Raw genomic sequence first — 16,871 nt, forward strand, 5'->3', positions numbered from 1 at the left:
TAACAAGTGAGAAGTTTGGAGTCCACTTAATAAACACACGAATATCTGCCGGAGGAGCCATCTGATGCGTAAGAGGTCGATTAAAATATTCAGACGCGCCATGCTTAGTATTCTTTTACTCGTAATAATCGCTCTGATCTTTCCCACATGGACCCCTGGGATCAAGGGAGAGAATAGTATCAGCACGTTAGGACAGGTCGAGATCAATGGTGCAGGTCATGAGGTTATGATTCGCGGGACGGATCGGAACAATCCTATCCTTCTTTTTGTGCATGGTGGTCCTGGTTGCTCCGAGATTCCTTATGTAAGGAAGTATCAGCAGGAGCTTGAGCAACATTTTACTATTGTGCATTATGATCAACGTGGAAGTGGAAAGTCATATCATTTCATGGAGGATTATTCGGATGTGACTTCAGATGTGCTTGTAGATGATTTACTGGCTTTAGCGGATTACGTTACTGCCGAACTGGGGCAAAGAAAGGTTACGCTGGTCGGTCATTCATTTGGTACATACATAGGGACAAAAGCGGCGGCCAAAGCACCTGAAAAATTCGTTGCTTATATAGGTATTGGACAAGTAGCTGATACTGTGCAGAGTGAGTTGGATAGTTTGGAATATACGATCACACAAGCGAGACAAGCCAACAGCACAGCGGATGTGGAAAGTCTGGAACGGCTTCGAGTTCCGATTGAGCGAGGCGAGCAGTACACACCAAGAAAGTTGGTTCGCAAATACGGCGGTGCGGCTAGGCTTATTGATGACAACAGGGACTATATGCTCGGCTTTCTTTTGGGAACCGAATATAATGCACTGGATGTGATTCGTTATTCGATGGGAGTGCAGGCTACACAAGAAATTCTCCTGAAGGAGGGGTCCACCAACCATTTGCCAGACATTGTAGATCAGCTGGAGATACCGACTTATTTTGTTATGGGAAAGTATGATTATATGACGTCTGTGGATGCGGCAAGGGATTATTTCGATGAGCTTGGAGCACCCGAAAAAGATTTTGTTGTATTTGAAGAATCGGCTCATTACCCACAGTTCGAGGAGAAAGAACGATTTGCAGCGTGGTTGAGGGGGGTATTAAACTTTTGAATAAGCGAGGGATCTTGATGGAGCAAATTAATACTAAACTCATAACTAGACTTGCATTACCGGAGGAAGCTTCCATTGTGTTGAACCTATGGCAGGAGTCTGCCCGATGGCTGAACTCCAAAGAGATATTTCAATGGCGTCCTGAGTATTTCAATTTGGAACAAGTAAATGAATTCATGACGGATGGATCTGACGTATATCTTGCTGAAATAAATCATGAAATCGTAGGGACGTATACCTTAACGTGGTCAGATTCCCTGATTTGGGAAGAGCTCGACAACACCAATTCCGGATACATACACCGATTTGCAGTGAATAGAGATTTTAAAGGGCAAAATATAGGCCTGCTCCTTCTAAAATCAGCAGAAGAGAACATTAGGCAAAAAGGTAAAACTTTGATCAGGCTGGATTGCATGGCAGATAACCTGAGACTTAATCAATACTATAAAGACTATGGATTCCAATACATTCGCAGAATGAAACAGGGGAACTGGAGTGCCAGTCTGTATGAAAAACAATGATGGTGTCTCTATCGACTTCATTAAACCCGTAAGTGTATAAAAAGGGGGACTATTCATGCTTTTATCCTATCATCCAATGAAAATAGTTGATGCAGAAAAAATCGCTACCTGGAAGTACGAACATGAATATGCGATGTACAGTTTCTCTGAATCCAATGAAGATATTCAAGAATTGATGAATGGGGAGTACTTTTCAGTCATGGATGAAATGGAGAGGGTAGTGGGATTTATTTGTTGTGGGGAATCAGCACGTGTACCGGGAGGAACCTCAATCGGACTGTATCAAGAAGAAGGATATCTGGATATAGGCCTTGGATTAGATCCAGATCTGACAGGGCAAAATATAGGATCGGTATTCCTTAAACAAAGTTTAGCATTCTTGCAAAACCAATTTAATAGTTCTCAATTTCGACTGGTGGTTGCCACATTCAACGAACGAGCAATTAAAGTGTATGAGCGGATAGGCTTTAAAAGAGATAAGGAGTTTTATAGCAAAGTGCATGACGAGGACATGTTATTTATCAGTATGAAACTGGAAATGTCCATCTACTCTTTTGAAGAAATAACGGAGCAGGATTTGACTGAAGTCAGAGAAATATATAATTACTACGTTTCCAACACGACTATCTCGTTTCATACTGAAGAATTGACCCTGGAAGAAATCAAGGCATCTGTCATAAACAGAGATCCGCGCTTTAAATCGTTTGTCATTAAAGAAGAGAACGAAATTAAAGGGTATGTGCTAATTACGCAATACAAGAGCAAACAAGCCTATGACTTCTCGGGAGAAGTAACCATTTATTTGAAACCGGATATTGTAGGGAAGGGCATTGGTGGAACGGCACTGCGATTTATAGAGAATGTTGCGCGCGAGCAAGGGTTCTACACCTTAATTGCTACGGTATGCATGGAAAACACACTCAGCAAGTCCCTGTTCGAAAAGCATGGGTATGAGCAATGTGCGATGTTTAAAGGCGTGGGATATAAATTTGATCGCAGATTGGATATTGGTAGTTTCCAAAAGGTGTTGTAACGTATGAATAATAATCAATATAATCTAAAATTCGAAAAACTCGTCGCTGAATTAGAACTTGGTGAGTTGAACAGTAAGCCCAAGGCAATCTCGGGTGGGCTTTTACATCGCATGTATGCCATTGAAACTACACATGCCAAATATGCTGTGAAAGCACTGAATCCTCAAATTATGAGTAGACCTACAGCTATGCAGAATTATATCCAATCCGAAAAAATAGCAAACGTGGCAGCAAATTTTATCCATGCTCAACCTGCCAAAGTGATAAACGGTTCTTCAATGCAGATCTTAGAACATCAATGTTATCTTATATTTGACTGGATCGATGGTAAAAGTCTGGAGCTTCATGAAGTAACCGAAACCCATTGTGAGCATATGGGCATGATTCTTGCGGAGATTCATAAAACTGATTTTTCACAGCTTCATATTCCTGACCTTCAGTTGGATGATTCCAAAGAAACCGATTGGAATGATTATTTAAACAAAGGGCAGACAGAAAATTCGGATTGGACAATCTTATTAGCTGATAACATTCAAAAGCTCTATGAGTGGAGTGCTCAGGCAAAAAATGCATCAGTAATACTGGCTTCAGATGCAGTTATTAGCCATAGAGATCTTGAACCTAAGAACGTGATGTGGCAGCAGGACAACCCCATCATTATTGATTGGGAATCAGCGGGTTATATCAATCCGATGCATGATCTGTTGGAAACAGCGATGTATTGGTCTATGGATCAGACCGGAAACGTGGGCAAAGAAAGGTTCTTGGCTTTTATAAATGGATATCGGTCTCGAGTGGGGAATTTAAACGCCAATTGGAGAAGGGTTCTCGAAAATGGTTTTTCCGGGAAATTGGATTGGCTCGAATACAGTCTGAAACGCTCTTTGTGGATTGAATGCACAGACGGTGAAGAGCAACAGTTGGGAACATCACAAGTTACATGGACTATAGAGGCTTTAAAACAATACGAGGATATGATCTCCGATGTTGAGAACTGGTTGAGTAGCTAAATCCGAGATACGAGATAATTGTTATCCCATAAACATAAAACGGAAAGGTGTGAACTGCATGGTAAACGCAAAAGGAACACTAAGAACATGCGAACAAGGGCATTCCTATTACAAAAGTAGCGATTGTCCGACCTGTCCTGTCTGTGAGAAGGAACGGAAACCGAAAGAGGGATTTCTTTCATTGCTGTCTGCACCCGCCAGACGTGCGCTGGAGAATCAGGGAATTACGACGTTGCAGCTACTCTCGCAATACTCCGAAAAAGAGATTCTGAAGCTGCACGGGATCGGGCCTTCTGCAATGCCAAAACTTCGACAAGCACTTGAAGAAGAGGGATTATCTTTTAAAGAGTAACCCTCTTTTGTTGGTCAATGGCTTTAATTGGAGAAATTGGTATCGTATCTCTTCCTCGCATTGTATAATAATGCAGTTGTGTAAAAGTTTACACGAGAAAGAGGAGTCATCTCAGAATAACAAAACAGAATAGGAGGTGTTATTTAGTGGAACCACAAATTGAAGAAAAGAAGGTTGATTATCGACCTTTGGGTATATCAGGACTTGGGGGATGGTTGATTCTCGTCCATATTGGACTTTATCTCACCATCATTATGCTTGTTGTGCAATTATTTCAATACCTTGTACCTTCAATGACGAGAGAGACTTGGGAGCTCTTAACTTCCAAACAATCTGACTATTATCACGCATGGTGGGGCCCGGTTCTCATTTTTGAAACGGTATATAATGTGCTATTTTTAGTATTTAGCGTATATACGCTGATTACGTTTTATAGAAAGAAATCGATATTCCCTCGTCTTATGATTATGTTTTACAGTGTCAGTCTAGCCGTGGGCATTATTGATTATCTGTTATTACTTCAGATTCCTATGGCGGTAGAACTTGAGGATGGAAGTTTGTTAAAAGGGATAGGCAGGTCGGTACTCACCTGTGCCATATGGATTCCTTATTTTATCAAATCAGTTCGAGTTCACAATACGTTTGTCAGATAAAAACATAAGCCCCGACCTAAGATGGAAGATCTAGGGCCGGGGTTTGTTATAAGGGTTTCAAATAGAGGAGGAGATATCTTGAAAATTTTCTTAGTAAGGCACGGGATGGATGAGGAGGGTTATAGAGGTGGCTGGAGTCAGCGAGGGCTCATTGAGGAAGGTATTAATCAATCGGCGAGGCTCGGAGATTACCTGTACCATCATTCAGAGCAATATAAGATAAACACAGTGATTAGCAGTGATCTTCCGCGTGCAGTACAGACTGCCAAAGAGATTGAAAAAAGACTGTACATAAAGGGGCTTTATCTGAAAGACTGGAGAGAAATGAACAACGGAGATTTGGCTGGAATGCCAAATAAGGAAGCAGAATTGAAATATGCAGGAGTTTATTTTAACACTCTTGGCATGGACACTCCGTTTCCAGGAGGAGAAAGTCCTCGGAATTTTTATAACAGAATATGTACATCCTTTCGGGATTTATGCCGAAGTATAGAGGAGCAACAGATCAAATCGAATGTTCTACTGGTCACGCACGGCGGAGTAATCAACATCCTTTATTATCTCTTAGGAAACCAAAATTGGACCAATACATCGGTGTTTCATTCTATTGGGAATACCAGTGTTCATACGCTTGAAAAAGGAGTAAATGGTTGGGAGTTTAGCAGCATGAATATGATGAGTCATCTAGGTTAGAAAAGGGAGTATATAAAAGCAGCAATTTTCACAACAATTAATTCTTTTTCAGTCATAATAAAGACTGCCGACAGGTGCCGTCAGTCTTTATATATATTATTTAGTTTATCTGAAGCAGACGCACTATTTCACCATCTATTACTTCTTCACTAGTTTTTATAAACCCTAAAGATTCATACAACTTTCCCGCAATTAGATTGTCTGGTCGGTGTCCAATCATGATTCTTGTGTAATTTGAAATACGCATAAGCTGAATCAAAGTTTTCATTGCTGCCTTGCCATAACCTTTTCCTTGATGCTTCTCGTCAATCATTATGGCAGGAATCCAGTAGTTATCATCCTTGTCTGGGTTCGCACAGAATACGAGAAAACCGACTAAAACCTCTTCCGAGTAAATAGCACGTAATTCAAAATCATTAACATATTTAGATTCAGCAATCCAATAAACGACAGGTGCAGGAAAGATATGAAGCTGTTCTGGCTTAACTTTAAGCTGGGTACATTCATACCAATTTTCATTAGACACTGGCTTTAATACAACTACCATACAAAATTCCTCCCAAATTTTACTTTGCAGAGGAATTTATCCTCTGCACTTACTTCGTATCCTTCCTAAAAATCATTGCAACATGGTTATTCTTCATACCACATCACTCCTTTCGAAATGAAAAAACTCTAATGTAGGTTATTTGCTATTTTGTTTAATATATCCTTCTTTTATCAGTGAAAATAGATTGAACATATCAATCATTTCAAAACAAATAGTTGAGAAAATGGCCTACTACGCTACAATGGAATGAAATGGAAGTATAAGGAGGTTGCAGATATGATTAATAAACCAAGTGAATTGTTGCGTGAGTTGAAGTCCTTGTCTGGACCTTTTCCGACTTGGGATACCGAACAGTTACCGGATCGACCAGGGGATCTTTTTCTGGAATGGTTGAGACTGGCCATTGATTATGAGGTAAAGGAACCCCATGCGATGACGATCTCGACGGTGGACTCGAATGGTTTTCCAGATGCACGAGTATTGATTTTGAAAGACGTGGTTGACGAAGCTTTTTATTTTGCATCTGGCTGGGAGAGTCGAAAAGGACAGCAGCTGGAGAACAATCCGCATGTGGCACTGACCTTTTACTGGCCTACATTGGGCAGACAGATCCGCATAAGGGGAGAAGCTGTGGATATGGGCGAGGAAGCAGGTGCAGCGGATTTTCGGAAAAGATCGGCAGGTGCGCGCGCAGTTGCGATGACAGGACGACAGAGTCAGGAGCTGGAGAGTGAGGAAGAATTGGAACGCGCCATTGCCGCTCAGAAAGAGCGGATCAGCCGGGATTCTGATGTCATTACACCGAATTGGAGACTGTACGCCGTGAACGCAAAGGAAGTTGAGTTCTGGCAGGGAGACCCGGAGCGAAAGCATGTGCGAATCCAATATGTTCTGCAACATGGGCAATGGAAGCAACGGCGATTATGGCCGTGATTTGATAAAGGGGGGAATTGTGTGAGTCGTAGAACTACAGGGACACTGCTGCTGGTCATAGCGGCATTTCTATACGGTGTTCGATATTTGAGTGCTGCCATTTTTGGTTCTGGTGTGGCTTCGTGGAATTCGGAATTGTTTCAGGAGATGCTGAATTATGTGGGAACCGCTCCGCAAAGTTGGAGTATAGCTGCTTTAATCCTGGGTTTGTTCTATTTAGTATGGGCGGAATATGAAGCAACCAGCTCCAAAACCAAAGAAAGTCTCAAGCGTTTTGTGAGTTATGAATCTGTAGATCAAGAAGCGGGAAGCCAGAACAAAACAGATTAACTGGATAGTGTGAGTTCTTATCAGCAACAGTTGCTAAATTAATTTGTATAAGCTGGGGAGGCATACATATGAAGTCCATTGAAAGTTATTTTGATCCATTTCCGGTATTGGAAACAGAACGATTGCTCCTTAGGCCCATTACCTATGCTGATCTGGATGAGATGTACCGTTATTGCGCGGTTCCTGCTGTATCGGAGTACACAACTTGGGACGCACATCAGAGCAAGGAGGATACGAAAGCCTTTATTGATTTTGTGACGAGTCGATATGAGGTGGATAAGCTGGGGCCATGGGGGATTGAGGATAAACAAACGAAGAAGTTGATTGGCAGCTGCAATTATTTAGGATGCGACAGCAACAGTATGAGGGTGGAATTAGGTTATGTGTTATCCAATGAGTACTGGGGCCAAGGCATCATGACGGAAGCGGTTAGCCGAATCATTCAATTTGGATTTGAAGACATCGGGTTGGAACGAATTCAGGCTAAATGTCTGGTGGGTAACATCGGCTCCGCAAAGGTCATGGAAAAGACAGGCATGAAATTCGAGGGGCTTTTACGGAGTTATATGAAAATTAAAAACGAAATGCAGGATTTGAATTTGTATGCGATGACCAGAGAAGATTTTCAATCGTTATAACCTGCTGAACATGTTTGAAAGGAATGTTAATGTTGACCAAAGGAATACTATTTGTTGTCCTTTTTATGACTCTTTTAAGTAACTCTGAAGTATCCGATAGTCTGTCCGAAGTCTCTAATCTGTCTCCTGCGCCTACGATATTTACAGAAGAAGAATTTAAAGTGCAGAATAAAGCAAAGAATATCACCATTCAAATCGGAGATACTCGAGCAGAGGTTGAGCAGCAGTTGGGGAAACACGTGGATTATTATTATCATACGAATGTTTACCAGTATAAAGGGATGTGGATTCATTACAAAGAAGGAATTGTGGATGGAATCGTGATCGATGATGCGGCTGCAAATTCCAAAAAATATAAAACGCCAAGTGGCATAGGTTATGGCAGTACAATTCAAGAGGTAATCCAGCAATACGGAAAGAAAGCCTTTATTGATTCTAATCAAAGAAAAGTACGCTCAATTACGTATCTCATGGAGAGAGATAAACAAGGCAACTACAGTGTAATAACGTCATTTGATAAATTCGTACTTGAAGGTGGCTATGAAAATTTGATGATTCTATCCATGGTGATCGATCAGCAAAGTCGTGTGTCATTCTTGATGATTGCAGACTATGAATTTGCATATCATCCTGAGCATAGATGGACTGAAACTCAATAAAATGGCTGGGGGGTACTCTGTTTTTAACATCCCAACGTACATAATGTCATATCGTGCATCGACCGGGATCCGCTATAATCTCCAAGTTGAAAAAACATGGATAAGGAATCGGGAGGTACATTGAATTGACAGCGAAAAACAAATATAAATCACTTGAACTTGAAACACCCGGCGTATATGAACTGGAAGGACTGGAGGTCGGCGTAACCTCCAATTGCAATTACAAATGCGACTATTGCTGCGCCTACAATCGGGACGATGGGCAATGCATCAGCGGTCAGGAGGTTATCCGAATCATCCGTGAGCTTCCGCGGCTCAAGCGGGTGCGTTTGTCCGGGGGAGAGGTGACTCTGAAATATCAGGATTGCCTGGAGATTGTGACGTATTGTGGGGAACATGGCATCGACACGCAATTAAATACCAATGCCAGCCTGCTAACGGAAGAACGAATTCATGCTTTGCGGGATGCAGGCTTGTCCAATATTCATATATCTTTTAACTATACAGACCGGGAGGCTTATGCAGCCTATTACCGTGTACATCCGCGCATGTATGAGCGATTGGAGCATAACATTCGTCTTTGTACTGAAGCGGGGCTGGAAACTGTGCTTGAAACGCTGTTATTCGAAGGAACCCAAGCGAACATGCAAGCTATTAGCGATAAAGTCTATGAACTGGGTGTGCGCATCCATGAGATTCAGAACAGCATCGTGATGCCACACAGTAGATGGAGCAAGATTGCCTCCAAGGAGTCCCTCATCCAGTCCGTAAATGATCTGATCAAGCACAAGAAAGAAGATACGACATTATATTTTACCTGTATGGATCGTTTCGCGGAGCAATTGGGGTTACGAGAACAACCGGGTGTGTATTTCTCCAATTGTGTGGATGGGACGAAGCAGCTACATTTACACGGTAATGGGGATATTCTCATCTGTGAGTTATGCCACCCAGTCGTGATCGGCAATATCTACGAGGGTACGTCTTTGAAGGATATTTATACCAAGCAGCCACAAGCGTTAATGGATTATCTAGAAAAGCAGCCCTGCCCTGCATACGATGCTCTTTTTGCTGGTGAACAGTCCCGTTTATAGAAAGTTGTTTAGCATCGAACTTGTCCCTATTTAGGGTACATATATAGATTGAGATTCATCATTATCACTTATATGGAAGGTTGTCTGATTTCCTCTCGGGGGAAAGGATGACCTTCTTTTTTTGCGTTCAGCCTGTTTCAGATTCATTTAAGCTAGCCCGCCTATGATGAGCCTTAAGAACTTAGATGAAGAGGTGAACTTCATATGATGAAGATCTATCCAAAAACCAACGAGAACGACCCATATAAAAATGCAAAACCAAGGCGCAAATGGCTGATGATTATCCTTGTTATTGTTCTGGGCCTTGGTACCGTGATATACAGCCTGGCAGATCGCTACTTAATCCGGCATGTACAGGTTGTTGTAGCGGATGACAATACATCAGTAACCAGCACCTCTAATGATACTTCAACCCCGACGACTGAAATAAATGCAACGTCAGATGACTGGAACTATTCCAGCGATGATATGCAGGTCAAAATCGACAAGGTGCAGACGGGGTCCGGCTCAGATCAGATTACGTATTACGTCGCAGATGTACAGCTGACAGATGTGAGCAGCCTGCGCTCGGCTCTGGCAGATAACAGCTTTGGCACGAATATTACCGAAAACACTTCAGAGATAGCATTGGCCAACAATGCCATCTTTGCTATCAATGGTGACTATTACGGCTTCCGTGATGATGGCGTAATTATCCGCAATGGTACGGTATATCGGGATGATCCGGTGCGTGATGCGATGGCATTGTTCAGTGATGGCACGATGAAGACATATAACGAGACAGAAGAATCCTCATCGGAATTGCTGGCGGAAGGTGCGACCAATACGCTATCTTTTGGACCAATTCTGATTCAGGACGGTGAGATTGTAAGTGACTTCAGCAGTGTGAAAATCGATAACAACTTTGGTAACCGGTCGATCCAGGATGCCAATCCGAGAACTGCAATCGGCATGATCGCCCCGAATCATTATGTATTTGTTGTGGTTGACGGACGGCAGGATGACAGCCGTGGCATGACGTTGGCAGAGCTTGCCGATGTCATGAAAGGTCTTGGAGCAACGGAAGCCTACAATCTGGACGGCGGCGGTTCATCCACAATGTATTTCATGGGCCGGGTTGTTAATAATCCGCTGGGGAGAAACCAGGAACGCGGCGTAAGTGACATCCTTTATCTGAAAGAGGGACAATGATCATGACTATATTAATTCCATCATACGAACCGGATGTTCGTTTATTGAATCTCGTGTTGCAGTTGCAGACGTTTCAGTTAGGACCCATTGTCATTGTAGATGATGGTAGCGGACCAGGTTACAGGGGGATTTTCGAGACGGCAGAAGCCTATGGGTGTACAGTCCTGACACATACAGTTAATCTGGGCAAGGGACGTGCACTCAAGACAGGATTTCAATATATTAAGGAACATGGCCCACAGGGCGGTATTGTGTGCGCAGACAGTGACGGCCAACATCTGCCGCATGATATCAAACGCATCTTTGATGTACTATTGGAGCAAACGAATCCGGGGATTGTACTGGGTAGCCGTCGGTTCAGTGGAACCATTCCAGCGCGTAGTCGTTTTGGTAACACGGTCACACGAGGTGTCTTTTCTCTCACGACAGGTACGAAAGTATACGATACACAGACAGGCCTGCGAGGTTTTCCGTACTCGATGCTGGACTGGCTGTGCCAGATACCGGGGGAAAGATTTGAATATGAAATGAACATGCTGCTAACAGCACATAAAGAAGGGTATGAGATTACTGAGGAGTTTATTGATACGGTCTATCTGGATCATAACAAATCTTCTCATTTTCGCCCATTGGTAGATTCATTCCGCATTTATATGCCGATTCTGATGTTCAGTACGTCTTCGGTGTTATCGGCCTTGATCGATTTTGGCTTACTGTTCGTGATCCAGTATTTCACGCATAATCTGTTCCTATCGGTCGTTGCAGCGAGACTGTGCAGCTCCATCTTCAACTATACGATCAATCGGAAATATGTATTTTCAGCTGGGAAAACGTCCAGAGTCCGTCAGTCTTTACCGAAGTACTTCTCACTGGTCATTCTGGTGCTGTTATTAAATTACGGATTGTTGTACTTCTACAATGAAAAATTGATTATCCCGCTGATTGCAGCCAAGCTGTTAACAGAGGTATCGATCTTTGTGTTCAGCTATTGGGCGCAGCGCAGATTTGTATATTAACTTTGTATATTAAAACTCATAGACCAAAAGAAGACACGGCCACTCAAAAGAATATCATGCGCTTCTTGGTAATAAAAAAGGTCGAGAACAGGGTAAAGCATACCCCTGTTCTCGACCTTTTGAACTCAAAGGAGGACGAGCGTTACATCAGTTTCTTAATCTCATCCTTCAGAATTTCGGACTGGGTGCCGAAGATGACCTGCACAGCTCCGCCACCAAGCCTCATGATGCCGGAAGCGCCAAGCTGTTTGAGCGCCTGGTCGTTGACGGCTTTGTCGTCTTTAACAACAAGACGGAGGCGAGTGATGCAGGCATCGATGCTCTCGATATTATCTGTTCCACCGATCTCGGCGAGCACTTTGCCAGCCTTGGTGTCGCCAGACGCCGCTGCCACGGCGGAAGCATGAGTGTGGCCATCGGCATCATAAGCGTCATCCTCGCGTCCCGGCGTTTTCAGGTTGAACTTGAGAATCATGAACCGGAACAGGAAATAATAGACGACCGCAAATGCGAGTCCGACTGGAATCATGAGCAGCGGATTGGTCGATAGCTTCATGTTCACGAGGTAATCAATCAGACCTGCGGAGAAGGCGAAGCCCAGCTTAACATCCAGCAGGTACATGATCAGTGCCGCTACACCGGTAAGAATAGCGTGCACCACATACAGCAGAGGCGCCGCGAACATGAAGGAGAACTCGAGCGGTTCGGTAATACCCGTTAAGAACGAAGCCACCGCTGCGCCGATAAAGATCGAAGCGACCATTTTGCGCTTTTCAGGCCTGGCTGTATGAATCAAGGCAAGCGCCGCCGCCGGAAGAGCGAACATCATAATCGGGAAGAAGCCAGACATGAACATGCCTGCCGTAGGGTCTCCGTTGAAGAAGCGGGTTAGGTCCCCGTGCACGACTTCCCCGGCTGCATTGGTATAATCCCCGATCTGGAACCAGGCGATGGAGTTCAGAACATGATGCAGACCGAGCGGGATGAGCAGGCGGTTGGCGATCATGAACACCATGGAGCCAAAGCCGCCAAAGCCTACAATCGAGGCGCCGAAAGCGCCGATAGCATCCTGAATCGGGCTCCAGATCATGCCGATCAGGATGGCCAACACCAGCATGGAGCCGGCGGTGACCATCGGCACAAAGCGTTTGCCGGAGAAGAAGCCGAGCCAGTCAGGAAGCTTGATATTGTGGTATTTATTATACATATAGGCTGCAAGCAGTCCGGCAAATATCCCGCCCAAAACGCCCGTATCCAGCTTGACATCGTCAGGAATATAACCGAATACACCTGGAACGGCTCCCAGAATCCGTATCAGCACCATATAAGCGATCAGGGCGGAAAGAGCGGCGACCGCATCCCCCGCAAGTCCGATTGCCACCCCGATGGCGAAGATGAGCGCAAGGTTGCCGAAGATCGCCCCCGCTCCCTCATTCATGAATGGAACTACATACTGATTGAGAAATCCCCCTATCACGGGTCCAAGCGGAATGTCCTTTTCATAATTAAGAAGACCCAAGCCTTGAAGAATACCTGCTGCAGGCAGGGTTGCTACAGGAAGCATCAGGGATTTCCCTAGCTTTTGCAATGCTTTCAGCATATTGTTCTTCCTTTCTTTTTTAGATTCATGTTATTTGGGCAAGCTGACTTTCATGATAGTTCCCAAGCCCGCTTCTACGTTGCCATACGTCGGGTGTGACTCCCACGGCTGTTCTGCCGCATTCGCAACGATGACAGGGGTGATGACCGGATAACCAGCCGAAACGATAGCATTCAGGTCAAATTCGATCAGGGTCTGACCGACAGCGACCTGATCCCCGGTCTGCACTTGGGGTGTGAAGCCCTGTCCTTTCAGACTGACAGTATTCATACCGATATGCAGCAGCAGCTGTAGCCCAGAAGCATGCTCAATCATTACGGCATGATGCGATTTAATCAGGTGCACCACAGTGCCGTCGATAGGTGCGACCAGCCTGCCCTCCTGGGGAATCACTGCAACTCCTGGACCCATTAGTCCTTGCGCGAACGCTTCGTCAGGCACTTCTTCCAAACTGACGCAGGTTCCGGTGAGTGGGGAGACGACGGATATTGTCTCAGATGTTTTGGCAGATTTATTGTTTTTCCATTTCCAGATCATTGTGTGTTATCCTCTCTGTTGTTGGTTTTGGCTTGGGTTTGAAAAAGCCGGTATAAATGCATGGCGAGAAAAGCCGTTTCTTCCTCGGGTACCTCTGTACCCAAATCCTCGGCCATTACAGCACTTAGCTTTCTGGCCAGCTGGTATTCGGACGGATATTCATTTTTCACATATTGTGCGAAGGTGGGGGCCGTCATCGGCTGCTGATACAGGCGTTCCATGGAGAAGCGCAGGTGTATCAGGAGTCTTGCCTGGCTAAGGCTGCCCTGCTCAAAGCGAACGCCACCCTGCTCTTCAATAATGGACTGAAGCTTGCTGATCACATTGGATACCTTAACCAACTGTCCGACAGGGACGTGATTCACGGAGGAGTACACATGGTATGTCAGGAACCCGGCCTCATCCTCCGGTACCTCTACGCCAAATGCCTCTCCGATCATGGCCGCCGCTTCCGAGGCGATTTCGAATTCTTTCGGAAAACTGAGCTTTGTCTCCGTGAGGAAAGGATTCAGAATCTCCATCCCGTTGCGGATACGATATAAGGTGAACTGAATATGACTTGGAAGAGCAAGGTAGATCTTGTCATTCAGCTTGCCAGGAAACTGATCAGCGATGAGACGGATAATCTGATCAGAGATGTCGATGACATTGGGGTCCAAGTCCTTCATCAACTCCTGCGCCTGCCCCCACTCCTCCCGGTCCTCCAGCCGGAACCTTTTCTCAATCCGCGGATCATCGGACTGAATGGTGTTTTCCACCTTGAACGCAAATCCCAACCCTTTGCCGATCAGTACGTACTCCTTGGTATTCTGGTGCGACCGGGCCAGAACAATATTGCTGCCGACGACCCGCTCCACCTGCAGCATCATTCCTTTACTCACGGTTCACCGCCTCCTCGTTTCTAAAGTTAACGCTTCCAGGTCTCCGGAACGCAAAAAGAGCCAAGAAGCGAGTATAGTCTCATGTTCGCTTCTTGGCTCATGCCCTCTGGGGTGGTAACACGCCAATTCATTTTAAGTTTTTATGCAGAACGTTCTTCCTACATAATATAGAAGCTGATCTGCCGCCGTCAACCATAATTTTGTCATCCGTCTGTTCGTCGTTTAATATAGGAAATGTGTAAATGAAAAGCTACCTTCGCCATGAAAGACTGATGCGGGGAAGCAACTGCGTCTATTCGGCTTCGATGCTCATGGATTATCTGACGGACTGCGCGCTTCTCGGGCACACCCGCTTTTAGCATATGAACGCTTTGCAATCCGATCCAGACTATCAGAGGGTCAACGAAATCAAGCGATTCCCGGACGAAAGCACGTGACGAACGGCCTCAATCCCCGCTATCAAGGTCGTCCTTGGTACAAGGTGTGGCAGGAACGGGAGAACTCATCCACATTCCGAATTCATGTTAAAAAGATATGGGAGGAATAATTTATGGTTCCACAACGAGTGAGTCTGGTCACCATTGGTGCAATGCATCTGCCTGAGCTGCGTTCGTTCTATCAGAAGCTTGGGTGGAGTGAGACCGCAATCAGTTCAGATCAATACAGTGTTTTTGAAACAACAGGTGTATTGCTATCGTTATATCCCATTCAGGAGCTGGAGAAAGATACGGGGATGATATTCAGTGCATCTGATGGGTTGAAAGGAACGCTGCTGGCCATCAATGTGGATCAAGCGGAAGACGTTGACGATACCATTGTGAATATCCGCGCTGCCGGAGGCAAGGTAATCAGAGAGCCATATGACGCTGCCTGGGGCGGGAGAATCGCTTATTTCCTGGACCCGGAGAATAACTGCTGGGAAGTCACTTGGAATCCAACCGCCGTATTTGATGAAAAAGGAGCCATGATCACATTTTAGGGTGAAATGAGTGTGACCGGATGTTGAATCGTGTTCGCAGAGATTTGCGTTATTATCTTCAGGAACATCAGGATCGGAACAACCTCATCTTGCATTATTTCGCATTTTTATCGGCGTTTGCGGCTTGGATTTTCTTGTTTATAAATTTTAAAGTCATGCTGGTTCTGGCACTTATCCATTACGCCCTTTCCTGGATTGGGCACTTCTATTTCGAAGGCAACAAACCGGCGGCATTCCGATATCCGCATATCGGTTTTTATGCCGGGTTCACCTGGTTTTTTATCAGGACCATTGAGATCATCACCCGCAAAGAAATCATCCATCCGTGGATCAATAAACAGGACTGAAACCACAGGAGTCGAACTTTATAAAATAGGAGTGTGTCTATGTATCTTCGAAGTGTGGAGTTACTGTCTGCTAAAGTCGAGAATCCGGATCAATATCCGTTTCACATACCGTCCATACAGTCTCTGGAGCGATTGGAATTCAACAATAACATTACTTTCTTTGTTGGTGAAAATGGATCGGGTAAGTCCACACTGCTCGAAGGTATCGCTCATCAATGTGGATTTAACACAGCAGGGGGCGGGAAAAATAATGCATTTGAGATTGATGCTGCTGAATCATCATTAGGTGACTATTTGCGTCTATCCTGGTTGCCCAAAATCACGAATGGTTTCTTCATGCGCTCGGAGTCCTTTTATCAATTTGCATCGCATGTAGATGAATTGGGGCCGGAGTCGCTCAAGTATTATGGTGGGCGTTCGTTGCATGAACAATCCCACGGGGAGTCTTTTCTCAATCTGTTCGTGAACCGATTCAATTCCAAAGGCATTTATCTGCTCGATGAGCCCGAAGCCGCCTTATCGCCAGCCCGTCAACTCTCCTTGTTGCGCATTCTTCATGATCTATCAGGCACTTCCCAATTCATTATCGCGACGCATTCGCCGATTCTATTGGGTTATCCGGGTGCACGCATTTTGAGTTTTGACGATGGTGGTATTCAGGACGTAGAGTATGAAGATACAGAACATTATCAGATCACCCGCAGTTTCCTGGAAAATCGCAACCGGATGCTGAATGAGTTGTTCAAGGACTAAT

At 44.7% G+C, this 16,871-nt stretch carries 21 protein-coding genes and 1 pseudogene; 18 read left to right on the forward strand and 4 right to left on the reverse strand.

The window, feature by feature from the left end; all coding sequences use genetic code 11:
• The first annotated feature begins 64 nt into the window (after positions 1–64).
• From HP548_RS31270 to HP548_RS31300, 7 genes are all read left to right on the forward strand, one after another.
• Positions 65–1,099, forward strand: coding sequence for an alpha/beta fold hydrolase (locus HP548_RS31270; RefSeq protein WP_175383844.1), 1,035 nt, complete (start codon positions 65–67; stop codon positions 1,097–1,099).
• A complete protein-coding gene (locus HP548_RS31275) occupies positions 1,096–1,620 on the forward strand; it encodes a GNAT family N-acetyltransferase (protein WP_246318281.1) in 525 nt (174 codons plus the stop codon). Before HP548_RS31270 ends, HP548_RS31275 begins: the two co-directional genes overlap by 4 nt.
• A 55-nt stretch (positions 1,621–1,675) precedes the next feature.
• Entirely contained in the window at positions 1,676–2,653 is a 978-nt protein-coding gene (locus HP548_RS31280) for a GNAT family N-acetyltransferase (RefSeq protein ID WP_175383845.1), read from the forward strand.
• Between the two features lie 3 nt (positions 2,654–2,656).
• Positions 2,657–3,664 carry an aminoglycoside phosphotransferase family protein gene (locus HP548_RS31285; protein ID WP_175383846.1) on the forward strand — a complete coding sequence of 336 codons (1,008 nt, stop codon included), beginning with the start codon at positions 2,657–2,659 and terminating at the stop codon, positions 3,662–3,664.
• Between the two features lie 58 nt (positions 3,665–3,722).
• The gene (locus HP548_RS31290; protein WP_175383847.1) at positions 3,723–4,016 is read left to right on the forward strand and encodes an RNA polymerase alpha subunit C-terminal domain-containing protein; all 294 of its coding nucleotides are present in this window, start codon (positions 3,723–3,725) and stop codon (positions 4,014–4,016) included.
• Positions 4,017–4,162: 146 nt separating this feature from the next.
• Positions 4,163–4,669, forward strand: a complete 507-nt coding sequence (locus HP548_RS31295; RefSeq protein WP_175383848.1) for a DUF2569 family protein — start codon at positions 4,163–4,165, stop codon at positions 4,667–4,669.
• 78 nt (positions 4,670–4,747) lie between these two features.
• Complete coding sequence (locus HP548_RS31300; RefSeq protein WP_175383849.1) at positions 4,748–5,362, forward strand: histidine phosphatase family protein; 615 nt, start codon at positions 4,748–4,750, stop codon at positions 5,360–5,362.
• A 100-nt stretch (positions 5,363–5,462) separates the two neighbouring features.
• Here HP548_RS31300 and HP548_RS31305 read toward each other — a convergent pair whose 3' ends face one another.
• Complete coding sequence (locus HP548_RS31305) at positions 5,463–5,909, reverse strand: GNAT family N-acetyltransferase (RefSeq protein ID WP_175383850.1); 447 nt, start codon at positions 5,907–5,909, stop codon at positions 5,463–5,465.
• Positions 5,910–6,188: 279 nt separating this feature from the next.
• Here HP548_RS31305 and HP548_RS31310 point away from each other — a divergent pair, with 279 nt between their 5' ends.
• The 7 genes from HP548_RS31310 (at position 6,189) to HP548_RS31340 (ending at position 11,773) form a co-directional block, all read left to right on the forward strand.
• Entirely contained in the window at positions 6,189–6,845 is a 657-nt protein-coding gene (locus HP548_RS31310) for a pyridoxine/pyridoxamine 5'-phosphate oxidase (protein ID WP_175383851.1), read from the forward strand.
• A 21-nt stretch (positions 6,846–6,866) separates the two neighbouring features.
• On the forward strand, positions 6,867–7,175 hold the full coding sequence (locus HP548_RS31315) for a hypothetical protein (protein ID WP_072734157.1): 309 nt from the start codon (positions 6,867–6,869) through the stop codon (positions 7,173–7,175).
• A 68-nt stretch (positions 7,176–7,243) separates the two neighbouring features.
• Complete coding sequence (locus HP548_RS31320; RefSeq protein ID WP_079696420.1) at positions 7,244–7,813, forward strand: GNAT family N-acetyltransferase; 570 nt, start codon at positions 7,244–7,246, stop codon at positions 7,811–7,813.
• 32 nt (positions 7,814–7,845) lie between these two features.
• Positions 7,846–8,472 (forward strand): hypothetical protein, encoded by a 627-nt coding sequence (locus HP548_RS31325; protein ID WP_143764746.1) that lies wholly within the window; start codon positions 7,846–7,848, stop codon positions 8,470–8,472.
• Between the two features lie 125 nt (positions 8,473–8,597).
• Positions 8,598–9,566, forward strand: a complete 969-nt coding sequence (locus HP548_RS31330; RefSeq protein WP_090808436.1) for a radical SAM protein — start codon at positions 8,598–8,600, stop codon at positions 9,564–9,566.
• A 204-nt stretch (positions 9,567–9,770) separates the two neighbouring features.
• Entirely contained in the window at positions 9,771–10,757 is a 987-nt protein-coding gene (locus HP548_RS31335) for a phosphodiester glycosidase family protein (protein ID WP_175383853.1), read from the forward strand.
• 2 nt (positions 10,758–10,759) lie between these two features.
• Positions 10,760–11,773: a bifunctional glycosyltransferase family 2/GtrA family protein gene (locus HP548_RS31340; RefSeq protein ID WP_099855051.1), complete on the forward strand. Its 1,014-nt coding sequence runs from the start codon at positions 10,760–10,762 to the stop codon at positions 11,771–11,773.
• Between the two features lie 142 nt (positions 11,774–11,915).
• On the opposite strand, the gene HP548_RS31345 is transcribed toward HP548_RS31340, so the two are convergent.
• Genes HP548_RS31345 through HP548_RS31355 form a run of 3 tightly spaced genes read right to left on the reverse strand, consistent with a single transcriptional unit; the run spans position 11,916 to position 14,791 of the window.
• Positions 11,916–13,373, reverse strand: a complete 1,458-nt coding sequence (locus HP548_RS31345; protein WP_175383854.1) for a PTS transporter subunit EIIC — start codon at positions 13,371–13,373, stop codon at positions 11,916–11,918.
• A gap of 30 nt (positions 13,374–13,403) precedes the next feature.
• Positions 13,404–13,910 carry a PTS sugar transporter subunit IIA gene (locus HP548_RS31350; RefSeq protein ID WP_063564075.1) on the reverse strand — a complete coding sequence of 169 codons (507 nt, stop codon included), beginning with the start codon at positions 13,908–13,910 and terminating at the stop codon, positions 13,404–13,406.
• Positions 13,907–14,791, reverse strand: a complete 885-nt coding sequence (locus HP548_RS31355; RefSeq protein WP_257219427.1) for a PRD domain-containing protein — start codon at positions 14,789–14,791, stop codon at positions 13,907–13,909. The genes HP548_RS31350 and HP548_RS31355 overlap by 4 nt, the downstream gene beginning before the upstream one ends.
• 278 nt (positions 14,792–15,069) lie before the next feature.
• On the opposite strand from HP548_RS31355, the pseudogene HP548_RS34170 reads away from it, so the two are divergent.
• The 4 genes and pseudogenes from HP548_RS34170 to HP548_RS31375 all read left to right on the forward strand — a co-directional run.
• Positions 15,070–15,225: pseudogene (locus HP548_RS34170) on the forward strand (IS1380 family transposase); the annotation flags it as partial.
• Positions 15,226–15,341: 116 nt separating this feature from the next.
• Entirely contained in the window at positions 15,342–15,770 is a 429-nt protein-coding gene (locus HP548_RS31365; protein WP_175383855.1) for a VOC family protein, read from the forward strand.
• A 20-nt stretch (positions 15,771–15,790) separates the two neighbouring features.
• Entirely contained in the window at positions 15,791–16,117 is a 327-nt protein-coding gene (locus HP548_RS31370) for a DUF962 domain-containing protein (protein WP_076290049.1), read from the forward strand.
• 39 nt (positions 16,118–16,156) lie between these two features.
• Positions 16,157–16,870, forward strand: coding sequence for an AAA family ATPase (locus tag HP548_RS31375; RefSeq protein ID WP_063564078.1), 714 nt, complete (start codon positions 16,157–16,159; stop codon positions 16,868–16,870).
• Position 16,871 lies beyond the last annotated feature (1 nt).

The sequence above is a fragment of the Paenibacillus taichungensis genome (genome assembly GCF_013359905.1).
Taxonomy (GTDB): Bacteria; Bacillota; Bacilli; order Paenibacillales; family Paenibacillaceae; genus Paenibacillus; species Paenibacillus taichungensis.

Excerpts from the sequence above, each read along its gene's own strand:
- HP548_RS31270 (WP_175383844.1), top strand. The coding sequence starts at position 65 with ATGCGTAAGAGGTCGATTAAAATATTCAGACGCGCCATGCTTAGTATT.
- HP548_RS31280 (WP_175383845.1), top strand. The coding sequence starts at position 1,676 with ATGCTTTTATCCTATCATCCAATGAAAATAGTTGATGCAGAAAAAATC.
- HP548_RS31285 (WP_175383846.1), top strand. The coding sequence starts at position 2,657 with ATGAATAATAATCAATATAATCTAAAATTCGAAAAACTCGTCGCTGAA.
- HP548_RS31290 (WP_175383847.1), top strand. The coding sequence starts at position 3,723 with ATGGTAAACGCAAAAGGAACACTAAGAACATGCGAACAAGGGCATTCC.
- HP548_RS31305 (WP_175383850.1), bottom strand. The coding sequence starts at position 5,909 with ATGGTAGTTGTATTAAAGCCAGTGTCTAATGAAAATTGGTATGAATGT.
- HP548_RS31310 (WP_175383851.1), top strand. The coding sequence starts at position 6,189 with ATGATTAATAAACCAAGTGAATTGTTGCGTGAGTTGAAGTCCTTGTCT.
- HP548_RS31320 (WP_079696420.1), top strand. The coding sequence starts at position 7,244 with ATGAAGTCCATTGAAAGTTATTTTGATCCATTTCCGGTATTGGAAACA.
- HP548_RS31335 (WP_175383853.1), top strand. The coding sequence starts at position 9,771 with ATGATGAAGATCTATCCAAAAACCAACGAGAACGACCCATATAAAAAT.
- HP548_RS31340 (WP_099855051.1), top strand. The coding sequence starts at position 10,760 with ATGACTATATTAATTCCATCATACGAACCGGATGTTCGTTTATTGAAT.
- HP548_RS31345 (WP_175383854.1), bottom strand. The coding sequence starts at position 13,373 with ATGCTGAAAGCATTGCAAAAGCTAGGGAAATCCCTGATGCTTCCTGTA.
- HP548_RS31350 (WP_063564075.1), bottom strand. The coding sequence starts at position 13,910 with ATGATCTGGAAATGGAAAAACAATAAATCTGCCAAAACATCTGAGACA.
- HP548_RS31365 (WP_175383855.1), top strand. The coding sequence starts at position 15,342 with ATGGTTCCACAACGAGTGAGTCTGGTCACCATTGGTGCAATGCATCTG.
- HP548_RS31370 (WP_076290049.1), top strand. The coding sequence starts at position 15,791 with ATGTTGAATCGTGTTCGCAGAGATTTGCGTTATTATCTTCAGGAACAT.
- HP548_RS31375 (WP_063564078.1), top strand. The coding sequence starts at position 16,157 with ATGTATCTTCGAAGTGTGGAGTTACTGTCTGCTAAAGTCGAGAATCCG.